The sequence below is a fragment of the Rhizobium sp. ARZ01 genome (assembly GCF_014851675.1).
GTDB lineage: Bacteria > Pseudomonadota > Alphaproteobacteria > Rhizobiales > Rhizobiaceae > Mycoplana.
On sequence record NZ_JACVAE010000003.1, the window covers coordinates 297,401 to 320,597 of the forward strand.

The window sequence follows — 23,197 nt, forward strand, 5'->3', positions numbered from 1 at the left end:
GAACCTACTCGGCGGCTTCGGCGACCGGTCCTGGCACATAGTTCAACACCGGTCCCAGCCAACGTTCGACATCGGATACGGCCATGCCCTTGCGGGCGGCATAGTCCTGCACCTGGTCGCGCTCGACCTTGGCGACGCCGAAGTAGTAGCTCTCGGGCGAGGCGATGTAGAGGCCGGAGACGGAGGAGCCCGGCCACATCGCCATGCTCTCGGTCAGACTGACACCGATCTCGTTTTCCGCATCGAGCAGCCGGAACAGCGTCACCTTCTCCGTATGGTCCGGCTGGGCGGGGTAGCCCGGAGCAGGACGGATGCCGGCATAGGGTTCGCCGATCAGGTCCTGCGGCGTGAAAGTTTCCTCCGGCGCATAGGCCCAGAGTTCCTTGCGGATATATTCATGCATCCGCTCGGCAAAAGCCTCGGCGAAGCGGTCGGCCAGCGCCTTCACCAGGATCGAAGAGTAATCGTCGTTGGCGCGTTCGAAGCGTTCGGCGATGGCGATTTCGCCGATGCCGGCCGTAACCACGAAGCCGCCGAGATAGTCCTGTTTGCCGCTATCCACCGGCGAGACGAAATCGGACAGCGCCAGGTTCGGGCGCCCGTCGCGCTTGGATAGCTGCTGGCGCAGGGTGAAGAAGGTCGCAAGTTCCGCAGATCTCGTTTCATCGGTGAACAGGCGGATGTCGTCGCCGACCGCATTGGCCGGCCAGAAGCCGACGACGGCCTTCGGCGTGAACCATTTCTCAGTGATGATCTTTTCCAGCATCGCCTGCGCATCTGCAAACAGCTGGCGGGCGGCCTCGCCCTGCTTCTCGTCTTCGAGGATCCTCGGATAGACACCCTTCAGTTCCCAGGTCTGGAAGAACGGCGTCCAGTCGATGTAGCGGGCGAGTTCGGCCAGATCCCAGTCCTGCCACACGCGGGTACCAAGGAAGGACGGCGTCTTCGGCCGGTAGGCGGGCCAGTCGGGCTTGAAGGCGTTGTCGCGGGCCCGTGCCAGCGGCAGGCGCTGCTTTTCGGCTTCGGCCCGCATGTGGGCGTCGGCGACCTTGCGGTATTCAGCCTGAAGTGTCTCTACGTATCCAGCCTTGTGCTCGGGTGAAAGAAGGCTGGAGACGACCCCGACTGCGCGGCTGGCGTCGGTGACGTAGACGGTCTGGCCGCGGTCGTAGCGAGGATCGATCTTGACTGCCGTGTGCACGCGGCTTGTGGTGGCGCCACCGATCAGGAGCGGAATGTCGAAGCCCTCGCGCTCCATTTCGCTTGCCACATGCGCCATTTCGTCCAGCGAGGGCGTGATCAGGCCGGACAGGCCGATGATGTCGACGTTTTCGGCGCGTGCGGTTTCGAGGATCTTCGCAGATGGCACCATGACGCCGAGGTCGATGATCTCGTAGTTGTTGCAGGCGAGCACGACGCCGACGATGTTCTTGCCGATGTCGTGCACGTCGCCCTTCACCGTCGCCATCAGGATCTTGCCGGCGCTTTCGCGGCTCGCGCCGCCATTTGCGAGCTTCTCCGCTTCCATGTAGGGGAGCAGAACGGCGACCGCCTGCTTCATCACGCGCGCCGACTTGACCACCTGCGGTAGGAACATTTTTCCCGCGCCGAAGAGATCGCCGACGACGTTCATGCCGGCCATCAGCGGGCCCTCGATCACGTGCAGCGGCCGCTCGGCGGAAAGGCGCGCCTCTTCCGTGTCGGCTTCGATGAACTCGGTGATGCCGTTGACGAGCGCATGCTCCATCCGCTTTTCGACAGGCCATTCGCGCCAGGCGAGGTCCTTCTCCTTCGCTTCCTTGCCAGCCGCGCCCTTGAAGCGCTCGGCGATCTCCAGAAGCTGTTCCGTCGCCGTCCCGCCGGCCTTCGGAACGCGGTTCAGCACCACGTCCTCGCAGGCTTCGCGCAGGTCCGGTTCGATCGTGTCGTAGACGGCGAGCTGGCCGGCATTGACGATGCCCATGTCCATGCCCGCGTGGATCGCGTGGTAGAGGAACACGGCGTGCATCGCCTCGCGGACAGGTTCGTTGCCGCGGAAGGAGAAAGAGAGATTGGAGACGCCGCCGGAGACATGCACATGCGGCAGGGTCGTCACGATCTGGCGCGTCGCCTCGATGAAGTCTACGCCGTAGTTGTCGTGTTCCTCGATGCCGGTCGCGACCGCGAAGATGTTCGGGTCGAAGATGATGTCCTCGGGCGGGAAGCCGGCCTGTTCCGTCAGGATCTTGTAGGCGCGGGCGCAGATTTCGACCTTGCGCTGCTTCGTATCGGCCTGGCCCTTCTCGTCGAAGGCCATCACGACGACGGCGGCGCCATAGCCGCGCACGAGGCGGGCGTGATGCAGGAAGGCTTCCTCGCCTTCCTTCAGCGAGATCGAATTGACCAGAGGCTTGCCCTGGACGCATTTCAGGCCGGCCTCGATCACTTCCCATTTGGATGAGTCGATCATGATCGGCACGCGGGCGATGTCCGGCTCGGCGGCAATGAGGTTCAGGTACTCCGTCATCGCCTTGGCGGAATCGATCAGGCCCTCGTCCATGTTGATGTCGATGACCTGGGCGCCATTCGCCACCTGATCACGGGCGATGTCGAGCGCCGCTGCATAGTCGCCTGATGTGATCAGCTTGCGGAACTTGGCCGAGCCGGTGACGTTGGTGCGCTCGCCGACGTTGACGAAGGGGATGTCCTTCGTCAGCGTGAAAGGTTCGAGCCCGGAAAGCCGCATGTGGCGGGGAATGTCCGGGATCGCCCGCGGTTTGTGGCGGGCGGCCGCGCCGGCTATCGCCTTGATGTGGGCCGGCGTTGAGCCGCAGCAGCCGCCGACGATGTTGACGAGGCCGTCGCGCATGAAGCCTTCGATCTGCTCGGCCATCTGCTCCGGCGTCTCGTCATACTTGCCAAACGCGTTCGGCAGGCCGGCGTTTGGATAGGCGCAGACAAAGGTGCCGGCGACGGAAGAAATTTCGTCGAGGTGGGCGCGCATCGCATTGGCGCCGAGTGCACAGTTGAGGCCGATGGAGAAGGGCTCGGCATGGCGCACCGAGTTCCAAAAGGCTTCCGGGGTCTGACCGGAGAGGGTGCGGCCGGACAGGTCGGTGATCGTGCCGGAGATCATGATCGGCAGCACGATGCCTTTCTCGGCGAATATCTCCTTGGTAGCGAAGATCGCGGCCTTGGCGTTCAGCGTGTCGAAGATCGTCTCGATCAGGATGATGTCGGCGCCGCCGTCGATGAGGCCGCGCAGCTGCTCGGCATAGGCGATGCGAAGATCGTCGAAGGTGACGGCGCGATAGCCCGGATTGTTGACATCCGGCGAGATCGAGGCGGTGCGGTTTGTCGGACCGAGCGCGCCGGCGACGAAGCGGCGCCTGCCATCCTTCTCCTGTGCCCGCAAGCCGGCGCGGCGCGCCAGCCGGGCGCCGTCGCGATTCAGCTCATAAACCATGTCCTCCATGCCGTAATCGGCCTGGGCGATCGTGGTGGAAGAAAACGTGTTGGTCTCGAGGATGTCGGCGCCCGCCATCGCATAACGATAATGAATGTCCTCGATCGCGGCCGGCTGCGTAAGCGTCAGAAGGTCGTTGTTGCCCTGCTGGTGGCAGGCACAATCGCCGAATCGGCTGCCGCGGAAATCCGTCTCGACCAGGCCGAGCGTCTGGATTTCCGTGCCCATGGCGCCGTCGAGAACGAGAATGCGTTCCCTCGCTGCAGCATGAAGCGCCTCGGCTATGTCTTTGCCAGTGCGGGGTTGAAGTTCGGGACCAAAGAGGTCGTCGAGGTTGGCCGATGCCATGGCAAAGCCCTCCGATGCAGAATGTCTGCATCGGAGATCACATAAGGATATCTTTATGTCAATATGTCTTTATGTAGTAATTCTAGTGTGGCCTCCCGGTCTGCCCCGCCAGCGTGGCGAAGAGGGAACGCAGGCGCACGATATCGGGATCGCGATCCGCGTAGCGTGCGAGCTTGCTGAGCTCTTTCAAGGCTTCGATCGGAAGGTCAGCCTCGCGTGGCTGCCAAAGCAGCCAGGAGACGAACACCGATTCCGGTCGCCCGGATTCGGAAGGGTTGGATTCGATGGTGGCTAGCATGACTTCCCCAATGCAATTGGGGGATGACCGGACGCACGCAAGCTGGAGTTCCGCCTTTTGCGGAGCAAGCGCACCCGTGGGACACCCCGCCCATGGACGTTACAAGTTCATCAGGGCAGGTCTCCTGGCTTGCGGGTCGGTGCGGCTGTCTTGCCTTCCCGGCACGATTTTGTGCCAGTGGCGTGGGCGACAGCAGCTCGCCGCTTACAGTTGCGGGGGCAGCGCCGGTCTTGACGTCCTTGCGGGACATTCGCACCGGCTTCCCTCTTAGCTTCCGGATCGAAGACGATTCGAAAGAACCCTGATGGGGGCAAATGGCCAGTTCCGGGCGATTGTGTCAACGCATCGATTTCAGTCTCGACAGGAAAAACGAAGCGCCGTGAAACCGACATTCACTGGTTGCGTTCAGGTCCCGTTCAGCGCCGATCGATTAGGCGGTAGGCTGGATATCCACGGCCATCAATTCTCGGAGGGTGTTGCCCTTGCGTTCCAGTCTTGTTGCAACAACCTGTCTTTGCGGCTAGAAAATGCTGTTTTCATGCACAGCGCGGCCGCGATGCACGTTTGCGTGTCGCTTGATCCATCTCGCACCCTTGAGGCGTGCGGCCTTACGTTTGTCGGCCCCTCGGGATTGGCGATGCGGAGTAGACGCATGATGGCGTCATGGTTCACGGCGGAACGCAAATGAAATCCGTTCGCCGAAGTCGATCCGCGGTCCGATGATTGCCGGATACATCAACGTTGCTCGAACCTAGAAACAAGCAAATGCCCCTGCACAATAGACCTCAGTCTTCGTCGCGCGAGACGGAATCCAAGCAGATCGACTACAACGATTCGATCCGGGATACCTATTTCACCCTCGAAGAGCTGAGTGCCTGCGGAGAAGACCTGGCACGTGATGGGGCAAGCGCCCTGCCGGGCTTCAAGCCGTTCGAGTTTCGCGCCCGACAAAAGGAAAACGAGCGGGAGATCTTCCGGGTCTATCAGACGATCGCCCGCGACGTCGAAGCCGGCGCCACCATTACGCCGGCGGCCGAGTGGCTGCTCGACAACTATTATGTTGTCGAGGAAGCAATCCAGGAAGTGCGCCGCGATTTTCCGCGCCGCTTCTACCGCCAGCTGCCGACGATGAAAGTCGGCGACGTCGAGATCCCCCGCACCATGGCGCTGGGCTGGCTCTATGTCGCCCACACCCACAGCAGCGTCTCGCGCGAAAGCCTGACGGCGATCGTCGAGGGCTTCCAGAAGGTCGAAGCCCTCAAGATCGGCGAGCTTTGGGCTCTGCCATCCATCGTCCGGTTCATCCTCGTCGAAAACCTGCGCCGCATTTCGAGCCGCGTCGAGCGGTCGCGCGGCATGCGCCGCAAGGCGAACGAGGTTGCCGATGAGCTGATCCGGCAGAACGATCCGGAGAAGAGCGTCATCATACTGCGCGGGATCGAAGACCTCGTCGCCGACAACACCTTTGTCGCGCAACTCCTGTACCGCCTGCGTGACGGCCTTCAGGCGTCCGGCGCTGCGATCCAGTGGCTGGAAAGACAGATCGAGGCGCGCGGCAGCGATCTGGAGGAAGTGCTCGTCGCCGAGCAGAACCGCCTGTCGTCGGGCAACGCCACGATGAGCAACCTCATCAAGAGCCTGCGGGCGATCGACGACACGGAATGGCCGGTCTGGGTCGAGAGCGTCAGCCGGCTGGACGCGGCCCTTCGCGAAGGGTCGGACTACACCGATCTCGATTTCGGTTCGCGCAATGCCTATCGCGACACCATCGAAAAACTTGCCCGGCGCTCCGGCAGGACGGAACTGGAGGTGACGCAGACCGCGCTCGCGATGACCGCCGAGGACATGGCCGCCGGCAATATCGCCGGTGCCCATGAGGCCAATGTCGGCTCCTACCTGGTCGGCGCAAAGCGCAAGCTGCTGGAAGAGCGCATCGGCTATCGCCCGTCGATCGTGCAATACCTGGTCCGCTTCACGCGGGCACTCGGCTGGTTCTCGATCGCGGGACCGGTGACGATCCTGACGCTCCTGGCGATGATCGGGGTCTACTATTTCCTCGGCCAGATGGACATTCCCGACGGCGCCTGGCTGATCATGCTGATCCTTTTCGCGCTGCCGGCATCGGAAGGGGCCGTTGGCCTCTTCAATACGCTGGTCACCCTCGTGGTGAAGCCGTCACGCCTGGTCGGTTACGAGTTCCGCGAAGGTATTCCGGAAGAGGCGCGCACGCTCGTGGCGGTCCCCTGCCTCATCTCCAAGCGCGACCACGTCGATGAACTGGTCCGCAACCTCGAGGTCCACTACCTCGCCAACCCGCGCGGCGAGATCTACTTCGCGCTGGTCAGCGACTGGGTCGACAGCAAGGTGGAGGAGACACCGGAGGACCTGGAAGTCCTCGAATATGCCAAGCGCGAAATCGCGCAGCTCTCGGCACGCTACGCCTATGATGGCCGCACGCGTTTCTATCTCCTGCATCGCCGCCGGCTGTTCAACCCGCAAGAGGGTGTCTGGATGGGCTGGGAGCGCAAGCGCGGCAAGCTGCATGAGCTGAACTTGCTTTTGCGCGGCGACGGCGACACGAGCTTCCTGCCCGGCGCCAACGTAGTGCCAGCAAACGTGCAGTACGTGCTGACGCTTGATTCCGACACGCGCCTGATGCGCGATGCGGCGACCAAGCTCGTCGGCAAGCTTTTCCATCCGATCAACCGCCCGCTGATCGATCCGCAAACCCAAAAGGTCGTCGCTGGCTACGGCATCCTGCAGCCGCGCGTCTCGCCGTCCTTGACGACCGGGGACGAAGCCTCGACCTTCCAGCGCATCTTCTCGGCCAATCGCGGCGTCGATCCGTATGTCTTCACCGTGTCCGACGTCTATCAGGACCTCACTGGCGAGGGCACCTTCACCGGCAAGGGCCTGTATCATGTCGATGCTTTCGAGGCGGCGCTGAAAGGGCGCATTGAAGAAAACACCATCCTCTCGCATGATCTTCTCGAGGGATCCTACGCACGATGCGCACTGGTGACCGATGTTGAGTTCGTCGAAGACTTTCCGATCCGCTACGAAGTCGAGACCTCGCGGCAACACCGTTGGGCGCGCGGCGACTGGCAGCTTCTGCCTTACATCTTCAAACCGTCGAGCGACGTCTCCATGCTTGGACGCTGGAAGATGTACGACAACCTGCGCCGTTGCCTTATTCCGGTTGGCTGGCTCGTGGCCTCGGTCATGGGCTGGTACTACATGGAGCCGCGCCAGGCCCTGATCTGGCAGCTCGTCTTGATCTTCCTGCTGTTCGTCGCGCCGACGCTCTCGCTGTTCACAGGTGCAGTCCCGCGCCGCAGTGACATCGTTGCCCGGGCCCATCTGCAGACCATACTTTCGGACATTCGCGCGGCGAATGCCCAGGTGGCGCTTCGCATCGTCTTCATCGCCGATCAGGCCGCCCTCATGGCCGACGCCACGGTTCGATCGCTGTTTCGCCTGCTCTTCAGCCGCAAGCACATGCTTGAGTGGCGGACGGCGGCGCAGGTTCACAGCTCGGGTGGCGGCGGCATCCTGTCCTACTACATCGACATGTGGCAGGCCCCGGTGCTGGCTGCGATCTCCGTCGCGCTTGCCCTGTTTTCCGACACCGGGCTGCCGTTCATCGCGATCCCGTTTGCGCTCATCTGGGCGCTTTCGCCGGCGGTTGCGTGGTATGTCAGCCAGACGGCGGAAGCCGAAGACCTTCTGGTCGCTCCGGACGACGTGGTGGCCGAACTGCGCAAGATCGCCCGCCGCACCTGGCGTTATTTCGAAGAATTTGTCACCGCCGAGCAGCACTTTCTGCCGCCGGACAACTTCCAGGAGACGCCGCATCCGGTTCTGGCCGAGCGCACCTCGCCGACCAACATCGGCGTCTATCTGCTCTCGGTGATTTCTGCTCGCGACTTCGGGTGGATCGGCTTCGAGGAAACCGTGCGGCGCCTGGAGGAAACCGTCTCCACCATCGACGGCATGCCGAAGTTCCGCGGCCATCTCTATAACTGGTACCGCACCAACACGCTGGAGACGCTCGGGCCACGCTATGTCTCTGCCGTCGACAGCGGCAACCTCGCCGGCCACCTGATCGCGGTGTCATCGCTTTGCCGGGAATGGGCAGAGGCGCCGTCTGCGCACCTGCACGGCAGCCTCGACGGTATCGGCGATGTCGCCTCGATCCTGTCGGAGACGCTTGCCGACCTGCCGGACGATCGCAAGACGGTCCGGCCGCTGCGCCGACTGATCGAGGAGCGCATCTCCGGCTTCCACAACGCGCTCGCCGCCGTCAAGCGCGAGCACGAATTCGCCTCGATCCGCGTCATCAACCTCGCGGTGCTGGCGCGCGACGTCAACAAGCTGATCGCCAACCTCGACCACGAGATCAAGAGCGCCCAGAGCGGCGAAGTGATCAAGTGGGCGAATGCGCTGGTTGCCACCTGCGAGGCGCACATTGCCGACAGCGTGTTCGACCTCGGCAGCATCGAGGCGTTGCGCCAGCGTCTCATCGTGCTGCGTGATCGCACGCGCGACATCGCGTTCTCGATGGATTTCGGCTTCCTCTTCCGTCCCGAGCGCCGCCTGCTTTCGATCGGCTACCGCGTCGAGACGAACGAGCTCGACGAGGCCTGCTACGACCTTCTGGCGTCTGAGGCCCGCCTCACCAGCCTGTTTGCGATTGCCAAGGGCGATCTTGCGACCGAGCATTGGTACAAGCTCGGCCGTCCGATCGTGCCGATCGGCTCGCGCGGCGCGCTGGTCTCGTGGTCCGGATCGATGTTCGAGTACCTGATGCCGCCGCTCGTCATGCAGGAGCCGCAGGGCGGCATCCTCAATCAGACGAACAACCTGATCGTCAAGGAACAGCAGAATCACGGCAAGCGGCTTGGTACGCCCTGGGGCATCTCGGAAGCGGCCTTCAACGCCCGCGACCACGATATGAACTACCAGTATACCAACTTCGGCGTGCCTACGCTCGGGCTGAAGCGTGGCCTTGGCCAGAACGCGGTGATTGCCCCCTACGCGTCGCTGCTTGCTGCACAGTATGCGCCGAAGGCGGCACTGGAAAACCTGGAAGAACTGCGCAAGCTCGGTGCACTCGGCGTCTACGGCTTCCACGACGCGGTGGACTTCACCCCGACGCGCGTGCCGGAAGGCAAGCGCTGCGCGGTCGTGCGCAACTACATGGCGCACCATCACGGCATGTCGATTGCGGCTGTCGCCAACGTCGTCTTCAACGGCGCGCTGCGGGCACGGTTCCATTCCGATCCAGTGATCGAGGCGGCCGAGCTGTTGTTGCAGGAGAAGGCGCCGCGCGACATCCCGATCATCAACACCAAGCGGGAGCCGGAGACGGTCGGCAGCACACAGGCTGATCTGCTTCGTCCGGAAGTGCGCGTGATCGAGGACCCGATGAACGAGGATCGCGAGGTCGCGTTCCTTTCCAACGGGCACTACTCGGTGATGCTGACGGCGACCGGTTCGGGCTATTCGCACTGGAACGGCCAGTCGGTGACCCGCTTCAAGCCCAACCCGGCGGAGGACCGCTGGGGCACCTTCATCTTCCTGCGCGACACCGCCACCAACGAATGGTGGTCGGCGACGGTCGAGCCCAAGCGGGCCGACGGCGAGGAAGTCAAGGCGCAGTTCAGCGACGACAAGGCGGAGTTCTTCAAGACTGTCGGCACGCTTTCCAGTGAAGTCGAGTGCATCGTCGCCACTGAGCATGACGCGGAGGGGCGTCGTCTGACGCTGCTGAACACCGGTTTTGAGGACCGCTTCATCGAAGTGACGTCCTATGCCGAGCCAGTGGTCACGACGGACGATGTCGACAGCGCTCACCCGCTGTTTGCGCGAATGTTCCTCAAGACCGAGATCGGCCGCCGCGGCGACGTCATCCGTGTCCTGCGAAACAAGCGTGGTCCGCATGAGCCGGACATGTGCGTGGCGCACCTGATCGTCGACAACGCCGGCTCGCGACGGACCGAGGTCGAGACGGATCGGCGCAATTTCATCGGCAGAAGCCGAAGCCTTGCCACGGCGGCCGCCTTCGACGCCGGCGCACAGCTGTCCGGTGCCGACGGTTTCACGCTTGATCCGGTCATGGCATTGCGTCGTGTCGTGCGCGTGCCGGCGGGCAAGAAGGTCAAGGTGATCTTCTGGACGGTCGCAGCACCGAGCCGCGAGGAACTGGACCGGGCCATCGACCGCTACCGGCACCCGGATGCATTCAACCACGAACTCATCCACGCATGGACGCGCTCGCAGGTACATCTGCGGCATATCGGCGTGACCTCGCAGGAAGCTGCAAGCTTCCAGGCGCTGGGCCGCTATCTCGTCTATCCCGACATGCACCTGCGGGCGGACGCCGCAACCGTGCAGGCCGGGCTGGCTCCGCAATCGGCGCTGTGGCCGCTTGCCATTTCCGGCGACTTCCCGATCTACGTTTTGCGCATCAATGACGACGCCGATCTCGAAATCGCCCGCGAAGCCCTGCGCGCGCAGGAATACCTGCGGCATCGGGGCGTGCTGGCGGACCTCGTCATCCTCAATGAGAAGGCCTCGTCCTACGCGCAGGACATGCAGCACACGATCGACCAGATGTGCGAGAACCTGCGGATGCGGGGCCAGTCCGATGGCATGCGCCAGCACATCTTCGCCGTTCGTCGCGACCTGATGGAGGTCTCGACCTGGCAGGCGCTGCTGGCGACAGCGCGCGCCGTCTTCCACGCCCGCAACGGTACGCTTTCCGACCAGATCGAGCGGGCGGTGTCACTGTTTGCGACGCCTGCTCCGTCCGAGCCGACCGAGGTCCGGCATTCCTCCCCGGCGCCAAAGGTCTTGCGGACGCCGGAGCCGGTTCAGATCGAGGCCGGCGATCTGGCCTTCTGGAACGGTTATGGCGGGTTCAACGTCGAACGCCGCGAGTATGCGGTGAAGCTCAGGGGCGGCGAAGGAACGCCGCAGCCGTGGATCAACGTGATTGCCAATGAGCGCTTCGGCTTCCATGTGGCTGCCGAGGGCGGCGCGTACACTTGGAGCCGTAACTCGCGCGACTATCAGCTGACGCATTGGACAAACGATCCGGTGATCAACCGTCCGAGCGAGGCCTTCTATGTGAAGGATCGTGATAGCGGTACTGTCGTCGTGCCTTTCGCCGGTCTTTCACGCGATCCCTCGGTGCTGTTCGAGACCTGGCACGGGCTCGGCTATTCGGCCTTCCGCAGCGCCTCCGACGGCCTTGAGCTCGATCTGGTGCAGACAGTGGATGCGGAACGCCCTGTCAAGTACTCGCGCCTGATCATCCGCAACAGGGGCACGGCCACGCGCAACCTGTCCGTCTACGGTTATGTGGAGTGGGTTCTCGGCAACAACCCGGTCAAGACTGCCCCGTTCGTGCTCTGCAGTCAGGACGAGGAGACGGGCGCCATCTTCGCCACCAACCCTTACAGCCTGGACTATTCCGGCCGCGTTTCGTTCTTTGCCATGAATGCGAAGCCTGCAGGCGCGACCGCGAGCCGGCGCGAATTCATCGGCCAGGAGGGGGACATCGTCCTTCCCGGCGCGCTCGCCAGCGGTGTCGCACTTTCCGGCACGATGGAAAGCCTCGGGGCGCCCTGCGCGGCTCTGATGAGCGACCTCGAGCTTGCGTCGGGTGAAGAGCACGAGATCTTGTTCGTGCTCGGTGATTGCGACGACGCGGAGACTGCCGGCGCTCTCGCCAGGGAGGCTTCCGCGGCGACGTTCGACACTGCGCTGGAGAAGGTTCGCACCTTCTGGAGCGACTTCACCGGAATTCTGCAGGTCGATACCCCGGATCAGGCCCTGAATGTGATGGTCAATACCTGGCTGCCCTATCAGAGCCTCGGATGCCGCCTGATTGCCCGTGCCGCCTTCTACCAGGCAAGCGGAGCCTTCGGATTCCGCGACCAGTTGCAGGATACTCTGGCCTTCCTGACGCATCGTCCGGAACTTGCTCGCAAGCAAATCCTGAATGCGGCCTCCCGCCAGTTCAACGAAGGCGACGTCCAGCACTGGTGGCTGCCGGAAACCGGCGCCGGCGTGCGAACGGCGATCTCGGACGACGTCGTCTGGCTTGCCTATGCGGTTCTGCAGTATTGCCGATCGACCGGGAGCCACGACATCCTGGATGAAAAGCTCACTTTCATCGAGGGACCGCCGCTGGCGGAGGGCCAACACGATGCGTTCTTCAAGCCCGGCCGCTCCGTCGAAGCCGTCGATCTCTACGAGCACTGCGCGCTCGCGCTCGATCTTGCGATCCAGCGGACCGGCGACAACGGCCTTCCGCTGATCCTTGGCGGCGACTGGAACGACGGGATGAACCGGGTTGGTGAAGCGGGAAGAGGCACGAGCGTCTGGCTCGGCTGGCTCCTCGCCGGCACGCTGCGGGCGTTTGCCGCGATTGCGCGCGAACGCGGCGACGCTACCCGCGCCCGCAAGTGGCTTGCGCATCTCGAAACGCTCAAGGTGGCGCTGGAATCGGCCGGATGGGACGGCGCATACTATCGCCGCGGATACTTCGACGACGGAAGCCCGCTTGGTGCCGAAGGCAATAGCGAGTGCCGGATCGATTCGATTGCCCAGTCCTGGAGCACAATGTCCGGCGAGGGCGACAAGGAGCGGGCACGGCTTGCCATGGACGCCGTCCTGGCGGAGTTGGTGGACGAGGAGGCGGGCATCATCAAGCTGTTCACGCCGCCCTTCGAGAACGGCGCGCACGATCCCGGTTACATCAAGGCCTATCCGCCGGGTGTTCGCGAGAATGGCGGACAATACACCCATGCCTCGACCTGGGTCGTGATGGCGCTGGCGATGCAGGGCCGGGCGGATGACGCCTGGACCTGCCTGAGGATGCTCAATCCCGTCAACCACTCCTCGACGCGCGAGGCGATCGATACCTATCGGGTCGAACCCTATGTCGTCGCGGCCGACGTCTACGGCGAAGACAACCGCAAGGGCAGAGGCGGCTGGACCTGGTACACCGGTTCTGCAGGCTGGCTCTATCGTGCGGCCGTCGAAGGTATTCTCGGTATCCGGAAGGAGGACGGCAGCCTTGTCGTCACGCCGAACCTGCCGTCCGACTGGCCGGGCTTTTCCGCCGTGGTCAGGCTCGATGGGGCCGATCACCACGTTCAAGTCGAGAGAACGGCAGATGGCAAGGTTATCGCGCGGATAGACGAGGCGCCCGTTCCGGCACAAGAGGTCGAGGTCACGGCGTGACCCCGCGCAATGCCCCTTTGGATGCCATGTAATCCGGAGGGGCGCGTGCGGCGGCTATGCTGCGCCAGCGGACGTCCCACATTTTGCTATCGACTCGCGTCTGAATTGATACAATCTCCCGCCGCAGCGGGAGAGGTAACCATGGGCGTCAAAGTTACCGCAACGCGTTCCCTTGACATGACTGCGTTCGATTTCAGCAGCCTGGCGTACGCCACACCGGCTAGTTTCACCGGCACAACCTATCAACTGTCGTATTCGGGCGGCGTACGCGATGTCTTCAAGGGCACGGGTTTCAGGTACAACGCCGACCATGTCCCGATCGCGGGAACGGTAAACAGCTGACCGAGTACGTTGGATCCTCGCGGTATTTCGCAATCGAAGGTGCGAGTATCACGGCCAAGAGCATCTTGAAAGCAGCATCCACTTCATCGCGCTCGGACGACGCCGACATCCTCATCACCGCCATGAAGGGCAACGATACGATTCTCGGCAGCAATTAGGATGATTTCCTTTTCGGCGCCGGCGGCAACGATCTCATCAAGGGAAACGGCGGCCGAGACTGGCTCCATTCCGGCCCCGGCGCCGACGATATGTATGGCGGCCGCGGCGCCGATGTTTTTGCATTCACGCACAAGGCGCACAGCACGGTATCCGCAAGCGGCCGCGACACCATTTTCGACTTTACGTCGGCTGACAAGATCGACCTGTCGGTCATCGACGCCAAGTCGAACGCTTCGGGAAACGACGCCTTCAGCTTCATCGCGACTAAGGGCTTTCCAGGCAAGGCCGGCGAGTTGCGCTACAAGAAGACGTCTTCCGACACCTATGTTTATGGCGACATCGATGGCGACAAGTCGGCCGATTTTGCGATTCACCTCGCTGACGCGATAACGGTGAAGTCGGGTTGCTTCTTCCTGTAAGCATCGAGGCGTGTCGCCCCTCGGCCCGGCCAGCCGCAAACGCAAACCGCCGCGCTTGCAGTTGAAGCGCGGCGGCAAAAGGGATCGATCGGGACTGCGATCAGGCGGCGGTGTGGCTCTTGCGGACGTCCTCGTCGGTGAGGATGCCGCTGGCCCGCAGCAGCGCGGCAAACCTGCCGTTGCTCTGGCTGAGATCATGGAAGGTGCCCATCTCGGCGATGCGGCCATGGTCGAGGAAGAGCACCATGTCGGCTTCGCGAACCGTGGATAGGCGGTGGGCGATGATGAAGGTCGTGCGGTTCTTGCGGAGATTGTCGATCGCCGCCTTGACGCGTGCCTCGGTCTCGACGTCGAGCGCGCTGGTCGCTTCGTCCAGCACCAGGATCGGCGCGTCCTTGAGGATGGCGCGGGCAATGGCGATGCGCTGGCGCTCGCCGCCCGAAAGACGGTTGCCGCGCTCGCCGACGTGCGTGTCGTAGCCGTTTTGGCGCGACCGGATGAAATCGTCGGCCGCCGCCGCTTCCGCGGCCTCCATCACCTCCTCCAGCGTCGCGCCGTCGCGGCCGAGCCGGATATTGTCCGAGATCGAGCGGTTCAGAAGTCCGGCATCCTGGAAGACCGTTGCGATCGAGCGGCGCAGCGACTTGCGCGTGACAGTCGAGATATCGACACCGTCAATCAGGATCTGCCCCTGCTGCGGGTCATAAACGCGCTGGAGCAGGTTGACGAGCGTGGTCTTGCCAGCACCGGTCGGGCCGACGATCGCAACCGTCTGGCCGGCTTCGGCCGTGAACGAGATGTCGCGCACGCCCTGGGTCGCATTGGCGAAGTCAAAGCTGATATTGCGGAATTCGACCTTGCCGCGCACATCGGTGAGTTCACCGGCGTCGGAGGACTCTTCGCGGTCCTTCACGGCGTCCTCGAGCGAGAAGAAGTCTACCAGCTTGGCGCGGGCCTCGAAGATTTGCGTGGCAAACTGCTTCATCTGGTCCAGACGACCGATCAAGAGGCCGGCGAAGCCAATGAAGGCGATGACATCACCGACGCGCAGTTCGCCGCGCTGAACGAGAATCGTGCCGATGACGAGGATCGTCATCATGGAGATGGTCGACGCGATGCGGTTCAGCGCGCTTGCCAGCGCCCACCAGTCGAGCACGGGAAACTGGGCATTGATCAGTTGTTGTGCGAACTGCTTCAACTGCTTGGTTTCGGCCTCGATGCGGTTGTAGCTGTGCACGACAGAGACGTTGCCGATCGCATCGGAGACGTGGGAAAACACGGTGTGATAGTGCCCCTCGACGGAAGCCTGGCCATCGCGCGTCCGGCTCATCACCACCTTGCCGATGAAGACATAGGCTGCACCCAGCACGACCAGAACCAGCGACAGGCGATAGTCCATGGCAAATGCGGTCGGCACCAGCAGCACGAGCGCCACCGCCGTTGCCAGATGCGTGCGCATGAACTCCAGCCATAGCCCGAACAGCGTTTCGCAGGCGCGCAGAAGCGTATGCAGTGCGTTGGAGGTGCCGCGCTGGCTGTGCCAGGAAAGCGGCATGGAAATGATGCGGCCGAAGGCTTCGGTCAAAAGGCTCGCCCTGCGGCCATGCGCCAAGCGGTCGGCCTCGCGTGCCACCAGGACGAAGGCGATCGTGTTGAATACACCGAAGCCGGCCCACATCAGAAGCATCGGCGTCACGGCGCCCTTGTTCGATATGGCGTCGATGATCTTGCCGAACAGGATCGGCTCGGCGATCGCGATTACGGCCAGAACGACGTTGGCAACGACGATAGAGGACACGCGAAGTTTATAGACGGACAGATAGCTGAGCGCCCGCGTGTAAACCTGAAACAACGACACTTCGAAACCCTTTCGCGGTCCTGCATTGTGCGCAACGACACCCTTACTTCGGACGCGCGCGACGCGGTATGGCCCCAGTCCCTCGATCGGCAGTTACGCCGGGGACATTTCCAGCGATTTCGCGATGCTATTTGTTTGTCGATGAATGGACGCTGAACGGTCCGTTGCCAAATCGGTTTAACTTGCTAAACCGGGTGCAGCGGACGTTTTGTCTGGCGTAGCTCGCACGGCGAGCAAACTATTATGAAGAAAATTGTATTGGAGGGGCCGCGTGGTCGGTCGATTTGAGAATGAACATAAACCTGCTTGTTCAGTTCATCGGATTGCTCGATGAACTTTCTTGCCGTGAAGAAATCATTGCGGAGTTTGAAAGGCTGATAGATCACTACGGCTTCGATTATTATGGCGTGATCCGGCAACCCGGACCGCACGACGATCCGATGAGCCTTGTTTTGTCCGGGCGCTGGCCGGAGCGTTGGCCAGAGATCTATATTCGCAAGAAATACATCATCGTCGATCCAACGATCCTCTATCTCAACCATGCCCGGGCCGCCTTTCGGTGGCGCGATACTATCGCAGCCTTTCGATCCGCCCCGCATCGAACCCGCATGGAGCGTATGATGGTTGATGCCCGCAACAATGGCTTGGAAGACGGATACATCTTTCCGGTTCATGCCCGGCGCGGTTTGGTCGGCAATATCACGGTTGGCGGCAAGGCAGTGGATCTCCACCCCGCCGAGTTGGGCCTTTTCGACAGTGTGGCGAAGACCCTGTTCTGGAAGCTGGAAAATGCCGGCGGGAAGGAGAAGGCCGATGCGCAGGTTCACCTTACGCGGCGCGAGATGGAGGCGCTCCGTTATCTCGCCGACGGCATGACCTCGCACGAGATTGCCCGCGTGCTCTCGATCTCGAACCATACGGTTGACTGGTACATGAACGGAATCCAGGCGAAACTGAACGCGAAGAACCGCCATCATGCGGTCGCGCTATCCTTCCGGCTTGGTCTGATTTCTTGACCGTTGCTCATTTTTGGAGCGCTGCCTCCAATTTCGGCTTGCATTTTCGACGCGCTGATATTTCTCTTCGCAACCGCAGCAATTCTGCGTTTCAAGTCTATGAGGAGTATCGACTTGCCCATCTCGAAGATTCTTGTCGCCAACCGTTCCGAAATTGCCATCCGCGTGTTCCGCGCGGCCAATGAACTTGGGCTTAAAACGGTAGCGATATGGGCCGAGGAGGACAAGTTGGCACTGCACCGCTTCAAGGCGGATGAAAGCTACCAGGTCGGCCGCGGGCCGCATCTTGCCCGTGATCTCGGCCCGATCGAGAGCTATCTGTCGATCGACGAGGTCATCCGGGTGGCAAAGCTCTCCGGGGCGGACGCCATCCATCCGGGATACGGGCTTTTGTCGGAAAGCCCGGAATTCGCCGAGGCGTGCGCTACAGCCGGCATTACCTTCATCGGGCCTAAGCCGGAGACGATGCGCCAGCTCGGCAACAAGGTGGCTGCGCGCAACCTCGCGATCTCGATCGGCGTGCCGGTCGTGCCGGCGACCGACCCGTTACCGGATGATCCGGCGGAGATTGCACGGCTCGCCGATGAAATCGGTTACCCGGTCATGCTCAAGGCCTCCTGGGGCGGCGGCGGGCGCGGCATGCGTGCGATCCGCGATCCGAAGGATTTGATCCGCGAGGTGACCGAGGCCAAGCGCGAGGCGAAGGCGGCATTCGGCAAGGATGAGGTCTACCTGGAAAAGCTGGTCGAACGGGCAAGGCATGTCGAAAGCCAAGTCCTCGGCGATACACATGGAAATGTCGTGCACCTGTTCGAGCGCGACTGCTCGATCCAGCGACGCAATCAAAAGGTGGTCGAGCGCGCGCCGGCGCCCTATCTTGCCGAGGCACAGCGGCAGGAACTGGCCGCCTACTCGCTCAAGATCGCCAAGGCGACCAACTATGTCGGCGCCGGCACGGTCGAGTATCTGATGGACGCCGACACCGGCAAGTTCTACTTCATCGAGGTCAACCCGCGCATCCAGGTCGAGCACACCGTCACCGAGGAAGTGACCGGCATCGACATCGTCAAGGCGCAGATCCACATTCTCGACGGCTTTGCCATCGGCACCCCTGAATCCGGCGTGCCGGCGCAGAAGGACATCCGTCTCAACGGCCACGCCCTGCAATGCCGCATCACCACCGAGGACCCCGAGCAGAACTTCATTCCCGACTATGGCCGCATCACCGCCTATCGCGGCGCCACCGGCTTCGGCATCCGCCTTGATGGCGGCACGGCCTATTCGGGGGCGGTGATCACCCGCTACTACGACCCGCTGCTGGAGAAGGTCACGGCCTGGGCGCCGACGGCGGAAGAGGCGATCCGGCGCATGAACCGGGCCCTGCGCGAGTTCCGCATCCGCGGCGTGGCCACCAACCTGACGTTCCTTGAGGCCATCATCGGCCACCCGAAATTCCACGACAATAGCTACACCACCCGCTTCATCGATACGACGCCGGAATTGTTCTATCAGGTTCGCCGGCAGGATCGCGCGACGAAGCTTCTGACCTATCTCGCCGACGTCACCGTCAACGGTCATCCGGAAGCCAAGGGGCGGCCGAAGCCGTCGGAGGAGATCGCACGTCCCGTCGTGCCCTATTCCGAGGGGTCGATCGCCTCCGGTACCAAGCAGAAGCTGGAAGAACTCGGCCCGCGGCGACTTGCCGAATGGGTGCGTGCGCAGCCCCAGGTGCTCTTGACCGACACGACGATGCGTGACGGGCACCAGTCGCTGCTGGCGACCCGCATGCGCACCTACGACATCGCCCGCATCGCCGAGACCTATGCGCGCACGTTGCCGCAGCTCTTCTCACTGGAGTGCTGGGGCGGGGCGACTTTCGATGTTGCGATGCGCTTCCTCACCGAAGATCCCTGGGAGCGCCTGGCGATGGTGCGCGAGGGCGCGCCGAACCTGCTCCTGCAGATGCTTTTGCGCGGTGCCAACGGCGTCGGCTACAAGAACTACCCAGACAATGTGGTGAAGTACTTCGTACGCCAGGCGGCGAAGGGCGGCATCGATGTGTTTCGTGTATTCGACTGCCTGAACTGGGTGGAGAACATGCGCGTCTCGATGGATGCGGTCGCCGAGGAAAACAAGATCTGCGAAGCGGCGATCTGCTATACCGGCGACATTCTCAACGCCGCCCGGCCGAAATACGACCTGAAGTACTACACCGCCCTTGCCGCCGAACTGGAGAAGGCCGGTGCGCACATGATCGCAGTGAAGGACATGGCGGGGCTTTTGAAGCCCGCCGCGGCCCGCATTGTATTCAAGGCGCTGCGGGAGGCCACGGATCTGCCGATCCATTTCCATACCCACGACACCTCGGGCATTGCCGCGGCGACTGTGCTGGCAGCCGTCGAATCCGGCGTCGACGTCGTCGACGCGGCGATGGACGCACTGTCCGGCAACACCTCGCAGCCCTGCCTCGGCTCGATCGTCGAGGCGCTTTCCGGTTCGGAGCGCGATTCGGGCCTGGATCCGGAATGGATCCGCCGCATCTCCTTCTACTGGGAGGCGGTGCGTCATCAGTATGCGGCCTTCGAGAGCGACCTGAAGGGGCCGGCCTCGGAAGTCTACCTGCACGAGATGCCCGGCGGCCAGTTCACCAACCTCAAGGAGCAGGCCCGCTCGCTGGGGCTTGAGACCCGCTGGCACGAGGTGGCCCAGGCCTATGCCGATGCCAACCGCATGTTCGGTGACATCGTCAAGGTGACGCCGTCATCGAAGGTGGTGGGCGACATGGCGTTGATGATGGTCAGCCAGGACCTGACGGTCGCCGATGTCGAGAACCCGGCCAAGGACGTCTCGTTCCCCGATTCGGTCATTTCGATGCTGCGGGGCGATCTCGGCCAGCCCCCGGGCGGCTGGCCACAGGCGCTGCAGAAGAAGGTGCTGAAGGGCGAAGCCGCCTACACGGTGCGCCCCGGCTCGCTGCTTGCAGATGCCGATCTCGACGTCGAGCGTAAGGCGATCGAGACCAAGCTTGAACGCAAGGTCAACGACTTCGAGTTCGCCTCCTACCTGATGTATCCCAAGGTGTTCACCGACTATGCGCTGGCCGCCGACACCTATGGCCCCGTCAGCGTCTTGCCGACCCATTCCTATTTCTACGGCATGGCTCCGGGCGAGGAGCTGTTCGCTGACATCGAGAAGGGCAAGACGCTCGTCATCCTCAACCAGACGCAGGGCGACGTCGACGAGAAGGGCATGGTCAAGGTGTTCTTCGAATTGAATGGCCAGCCGCGGCCGATCAAGGTGCCCGACCGCAACCGGGGTGCTTCCGCTGCTGTGCGCCGCAAGGCGGATACGGGCAATCTGCTGCAGCTCGGTGCGCCGATGCCGGGCGTCGTCTCGACGGTAGCCGTCTCCGCGGGCCAACCGGTCAAGGCCGGCGATGTCCTCCTGTCGATCGAGGCGATGAAGATGGAAACCGCGCTGCATGCCGAAAAGGACGGTGTGGTCGCCGAAGTCCTCGTGCGTGCTGGTGACCAGATCGACGCCAAGGATCTTCTGGTCGTGTTCGGATGATTTGACCCTCGGGACAGCCATGCGGTTGTCCCGAACTGCCCTATGAAACATGCGAGAAGACGTTGATCTGATGGTCGCGTCGTCTCGCAAGCCAATGGTCCCGCGCAAATGAACTGCACCCTTCGCGACGCTGACTTCGACGATCTTCCCGCCATCACCGAGATCTATCGCGAATCCGTGCTGCACGGCGTCGCCAGCTATGAGATCGAGCCGCCTCCGCTTGAAGAGATGCGCACGCGCTTCTCAGCGATCACAGCAGACGGCTATCCCTATATCGTTGCCACCGATTCGTCGGACCGGATTGTGGGCTATGCCTACGCGTCGGCGTTCCGCACGCGGCCAGCCTATCGCTGGCTGGTCGAGGATTCGATCTATCTGGCGCCGGAGGCGAGGGCGCAAGGCGTCGGTAAGGCGTTGCTTGCCGAACTGATCAAGCGCTGCACGGCGCTCGGTTTCCGCCAGATGGTCGCCGTGATCGGCGGCGCGCATCCGGCCTCGGTCGCCGTGCACCGCTCAGCCGGGTTCGAGCATGGCGGTCTGATGAAGGCGACCGGTTTCAAGCACGGTCACTGGCTCGATACGGTGATCATGCAGCTTGCGCTTGGCGAGGGTGCGTCGAGCGCTCCCGCGCCCGACGCCTATCCGGCCACCATGCGGCAATGAGAAGCGCTAGCTCTTTATGAGCTTCAATGCCTTGTCGAAGACCCTCAGAACCTGTGCCAGGTCATGTCCGCGCTTCAGGATCATCCCGTGGGCGTTGAGCACGCTGTAGGCGCCCTGCTTGGCGGCGAGCTTGGGGTTCTTCTCGACCCGGTAGAGTGCCATCTCGCCGGAGCGCTTGAAGATCGAAAAGACCGCCTTCTCCAGGGTGTGGTCGATCGCATAGTCGCGCCACTCGCCTTCTCCGACCATACGGCCGTAGATTCTGAGGATCGCGTCTAGTTCCCTGCGATGAAAGGTGACCGGGATGGGGTCTTTGCCATTGCGGTACTCCCGGAGGTCGACGATCACGTTCGACCCCTGGGCTCCGCTCTCTCCCGGCGACAAATCCGGTTGATCAGTCATCGAGTCTCCGCTTCGACTGCGACAAGTCGATGACAGTGTGCCCTACCTGAACAGAAAATCAAGCATAGAAGCGGTGCCGAGGGGATGCGGCAGCGCGCAACCTGCGTCGGGCAACAAGAGGCAGTCTTGCCTCCGCGACATCGTACGAATCACCTGCCTAACACTGGCGACTTAGGTCCTAAGGCGCATCGATCTCCAGTATGAAGCTGTCTTGCGCCCCATGCGCGATGGCTGGCAATTGGTTTCAATCAGGCCGCGCGCTCAGGCCCCGGCGTTAACCAGTACGGCAAAGCAAAAATCAAGGTTGCCCCATTTCAGACAAAACCGCGCCTAAATTTTCGAGGAAAGTCACGACGCTGCCCCGCAGCCGGACCGCTTTGCATGTGCGGGAAATCGGTCGGCCACTGGGGGCGTGCGTCGAAGCTGTTCCTGTATTCCGTTGCCGGAAGCTTCGTCAAGGTCCGGTCCGGCGTGTCTTCGAACCCTCAAGCCCCAGCCCCTCGAAGAACCCGGTCCGGACCACTCCTGCTCTCAAGCAAGATCAGTAGTTTCGGCAAGATCAACGGCGATTTGCGGTTTCCGATGGCATTGCGCCAGTGGTTATGACGGCCGCCCCGAGTATTGCGCCGGGCGTGTCGGCGGTCTTCATTCGTTGAAGCAAAATGGCGCAACCGCCGTTGCTTTTCCGTTTCAGCATATCGGCCGGCAGTACCAGGCTGGTTTCCTTGCCTTCCCACATGCCGATGGTTTCCATGTTCGTGACTGCGTGCCAGTAGTCGACCCGCCTGCCACGGTTGTCGCCTTCCTCGATGTCGACGGATTGCTCGCCATCGAAATAGGCCACGATGACATTCGCCTTGCCCTGGCCGTTGCCGATATTGATTCGAAGTTCGTCCTGGACGATGTCGGCAGATACCTTGACCGAGAGCCCGCGTCCCTCTGCACTCAATTCTTCGAGCTGATTGCGGATCTGGGCGATGTTGCCGCCGTTGACATGTTCACGTCCGTTGATGACCGCTTGCGGCGTGTAGACGCTGCCGCGGCCGAACATGCGTGCATAGGCATACTGACGATCGGTATTCTCCTTGGATGACATCGTGTCTGTCCAGCCGAGGTAGTTCCAATAATCGACATGGTAGGCCAGCGCCACGACATTGCCCTCGCGGATCAGGGTCTCCAGCGCCTTGTCGGCCTTCGGGCAGGACGAGCAACCCTGACTGGTGAAGAGCTCGACCACGCCCTTGGGGGTCTCGATGTCGCCGGCGAAGGCGCTGACGCCTGCAGCGAAAGTCGCAAGCAGGCTCGAAAGACAACCAAGGATGACCAGTCTGGGCATGAGCAATTCCGGGGAATGCGGGCGAACCGCCACTTGTCGGGCACCGTCATACCTGCTTGCCCGGTCAACAGGAAGTCACGATGGAG

The 23,197-nt window shown here is 62.5% G+C and carries 12 protein-coding genes and 1 riboswitch; of the genes, 6 read left to right on the top strand and 6 right to left on the bottom strand.

All coding sequences use genetic code 11. From position 1 onward, the window contains the following. Nucleotides 1-4: 4 nt before the first annotated feature. Together metH and IB238_RS18740 are read right to left on the bottom strand one after the other, a co-directional pair. On the bottom strand, nt 5-3,793 hold the full coding sequence (gene metH, locus IB238_RS18735) for a methionine synthase (protein ID WP_192250424.1): 3,789 nt from the start codon (nt 3,791-3,793) through the stop codon (nt 5-7). Between the two features lie 82 nt (nt 3,794-3,875). Further along, nucleotides 3,876-4,091: a hypothetical protein gene (locus IB238_RS18740; protein WP_192250428.1), complete on the bottom strand. Its 216-nt coding sequence runs from the start codon at nt 4,089-4,091 to the stop codon at nt 3,876-3,878. Between the two features lie 96 nt (nt 4,092-4,187). Next, nucleotides 4,188-4,410, bottom strand: a riboswitch (cobalamin riboswitch). Nucleotides 4,411-4,856: 446 nt separating this feature from the next. Here IB238_RS18740 and IB238_RS18745 point away from each other — a divergent pair. Next, nucleotides 4,857-13,346, top strand: coding sequence for a glucoamylase family protein (locus tag IB238_RS18745; RefSeq protein ID WP_192250431.1), 8,490 nt, complete (start codon nt 4,857-4,859; stop codon nt 13,344-13,346). Nucleotides 13,347-13,487: 141 nt separating this feature from the next. Further along, nucleotides 13,488-13,688, top strand: coding sequence for a hypothetical protein (locus IB238_RS18750; protein ID WP_192250435.1), 201 nt, complete (start codon nt 13,488-13,490; stop codon nt 13,686-13,688). An 83-nt stretch (nt 13,689-13,771) separates the two neighbouring features. On the opposite strand, the gene IB238_RS18755 is transcribed toward IB238_RS18750, so the two are convergent. Beyond that, nucleotides 13,772-13,915 (bottom strand): hypothetical protein, encoded by a 144-nt coding sequence (locus IB238_RS18755; protein WP_192250438.1) that lies wholly within the window; start codon nt 13,913-13,915, stop codon nt 13,772-13,774. Here IB238_RS18755 and IB238_RS18760 point away from each other — a divergent pair. Beyond that, nucleotides 13,883-14,266 carry a M10 family metallopeptidase C-terminal domain-containing protein gene (locus IB238_RS18760; RefSeq protein ID WP_192251326.1) on the top strand — a complete coding sequence of 128 codons (384 nt, stop codon included), beginning with the start codon at nt 13,883-13,885 and terminating at the stop codon, nt 14,264-14,266. The genes IB238_RS18755 and IB238_RS18760 overlap by 33 nt on opposite strands. Nucleotides 14,267-14,366: 100 nt before the next feature. Here IB238_RS18760 and IB238_RS18765 read toward each other — a convergent pair whose 3' ends face one another. Continuing rightward, on the bottom strand, nt 14,367-16,124 hold the full coding sequence (locus IB238_RS18765) for a glucan ABC transporter ATP-binding protein/ permease (RefSeq protein WP_192250440.1): 1,758 nt from the start codon (nt 16,122-16,124) through the stop codon (nt 14,367-14,369). A 290-nt stretch (nt 16,125-16,414) separates the two neighbouring features. Between IB238_RS18765 and IB238_RS18770 the strand changes: the two genes are divergently transcribed. The 3 genes from IB238_RS18770 (at nt 16,415) to IB238_RS18780 (ending at nt 21,373) form a co-directional block, all read left to right on the top strand. Further along, on the top strand, nt 16,415-17,140 hold the full coding sequence (locus IB238_RS18770) for a LuxR family transcriptional regulator (RefSeq protein ID WP_192250442.1): 726 nt from the start codon (nt 16,415-16,417) through the stop codon (nt 17,138-17,140). Nucleotides 17,141-17,254: 114 nt separating this feature from the next. Beyond that, nucleotides 17,255-20,710 carry a pyruvate carboxylase gene (gene pyc, locus IB238_RS18775; RefSeq protein WP_192250443.1) on the top strand — a complete coding sequence of 1,152 codons (3,456 nt, stop codon included), beginning with the start codon at nt 17,255-17,257 and terminating at the stop codon, nt 20,708-20,710. Between the two features lie 108 nt (nt 20,711-20,818). Next, nucleotides 20,819-21,373, top strand: coding sequence for a GNAT family N-acetyltransferase (locus IB238_RS18780; RefSeq protein ID WP_192250445.1), 555 nt, complete (start codon nt 20,819-20,821; stop codon nt 21,371-21,373). A 6-nt stretch (nt 21,374-21,379) separates the two neighbouring features. On the opposite strand, the gene IB238_RS18785 is transcribed toward IB238_RS18780, so the two are convergent. Beyond that, nucleotides 21,380-21,775: a DUF2794 domain-containing protein gene (locus tag IB238_RS18785; RefSeq protein WP_192250447.1), complete on the bottom strand. Its 396-nt coding sequence runs from the start codon at nt 21,773-21,775 to the stop codon at nt 21,380-21,382. A 559-nt stretch (nt 21,776-22,334) separates the two neighbouring features. Continuing rightward, complete coding sequence (locus IB238_RS18790) at nt 22,335-23,111, bottom strand: DUF1223 domain-containing protein (protein ID WP_192250448.1); 777 nt, start codon at nt 23,109-23,111, stop codon at nt 22,335-22,337. Nucleotides 23,112-23,197: the final 86 nt, after the last annotated feature.

Coding starts and splice junctions, on each gene's coding strand:
- metH (WP_192250424.1), bottom strand. CDS start 3,793: ATGGCATCGGCCAACCTCGACGACCTCTTTGGTCCCGAACTTCAACCC.
- IB238_RS18740 (WP_192250428.1), bottom strand. CDS start 4,091: ATGCTAGCCACCATCGAATCCAACCCTTCCGAATCCGGGCGACCGGAA.
- IB238_RS18745 (WP_192250431.1), top strand. CDS start 4,857: ATGCCCCTGCACAATAGACCTCAGTCTTCGTCGCGCGAGACGGAATCC.
- IB238_RS18750 (WP_192250435.1), top strand. CDS start 13,488: ATGGGCGTCAAAGTTACCGCAACGCGTTCCCTTGACATGACTGCGTTC.
- IB238_RS18755 (WP_192250438.1), bottom strand. CDS start 13,915: ATGGAGCCAGTCTCGGCCGCCGTTTCCCTTGATGAGATCGTTGCCGCC.
- IB238_RS18770 (WP_192250442.1), top strand. CDS start 16,415: ATGAACATAAACCTGCTTGTTCAGTTCATCGGATTGCTCGATGAACTT.
- IB238_RS18780 (WP_192250445.1), top strand. CDS start 20,819: ATGAACTGCACCCTTCGCGACGCTGACTTCGACGATCTTCCCGCCATC.
- IB238_RS18785 (WP_192250447.1), bottom strand. CDS start 21,775: ATGACTGATCAACCGGATTTGTCGCCGGGAGAGAGCGGAGCCCAGGGG.
- IB238_RS18790 (WP_192250448.1), bottom strand. CDS start 23,111: ATGCCCAGACTGGTCATCCTTGGTTGTCTTTCGAGCCTGCTTGCGACT.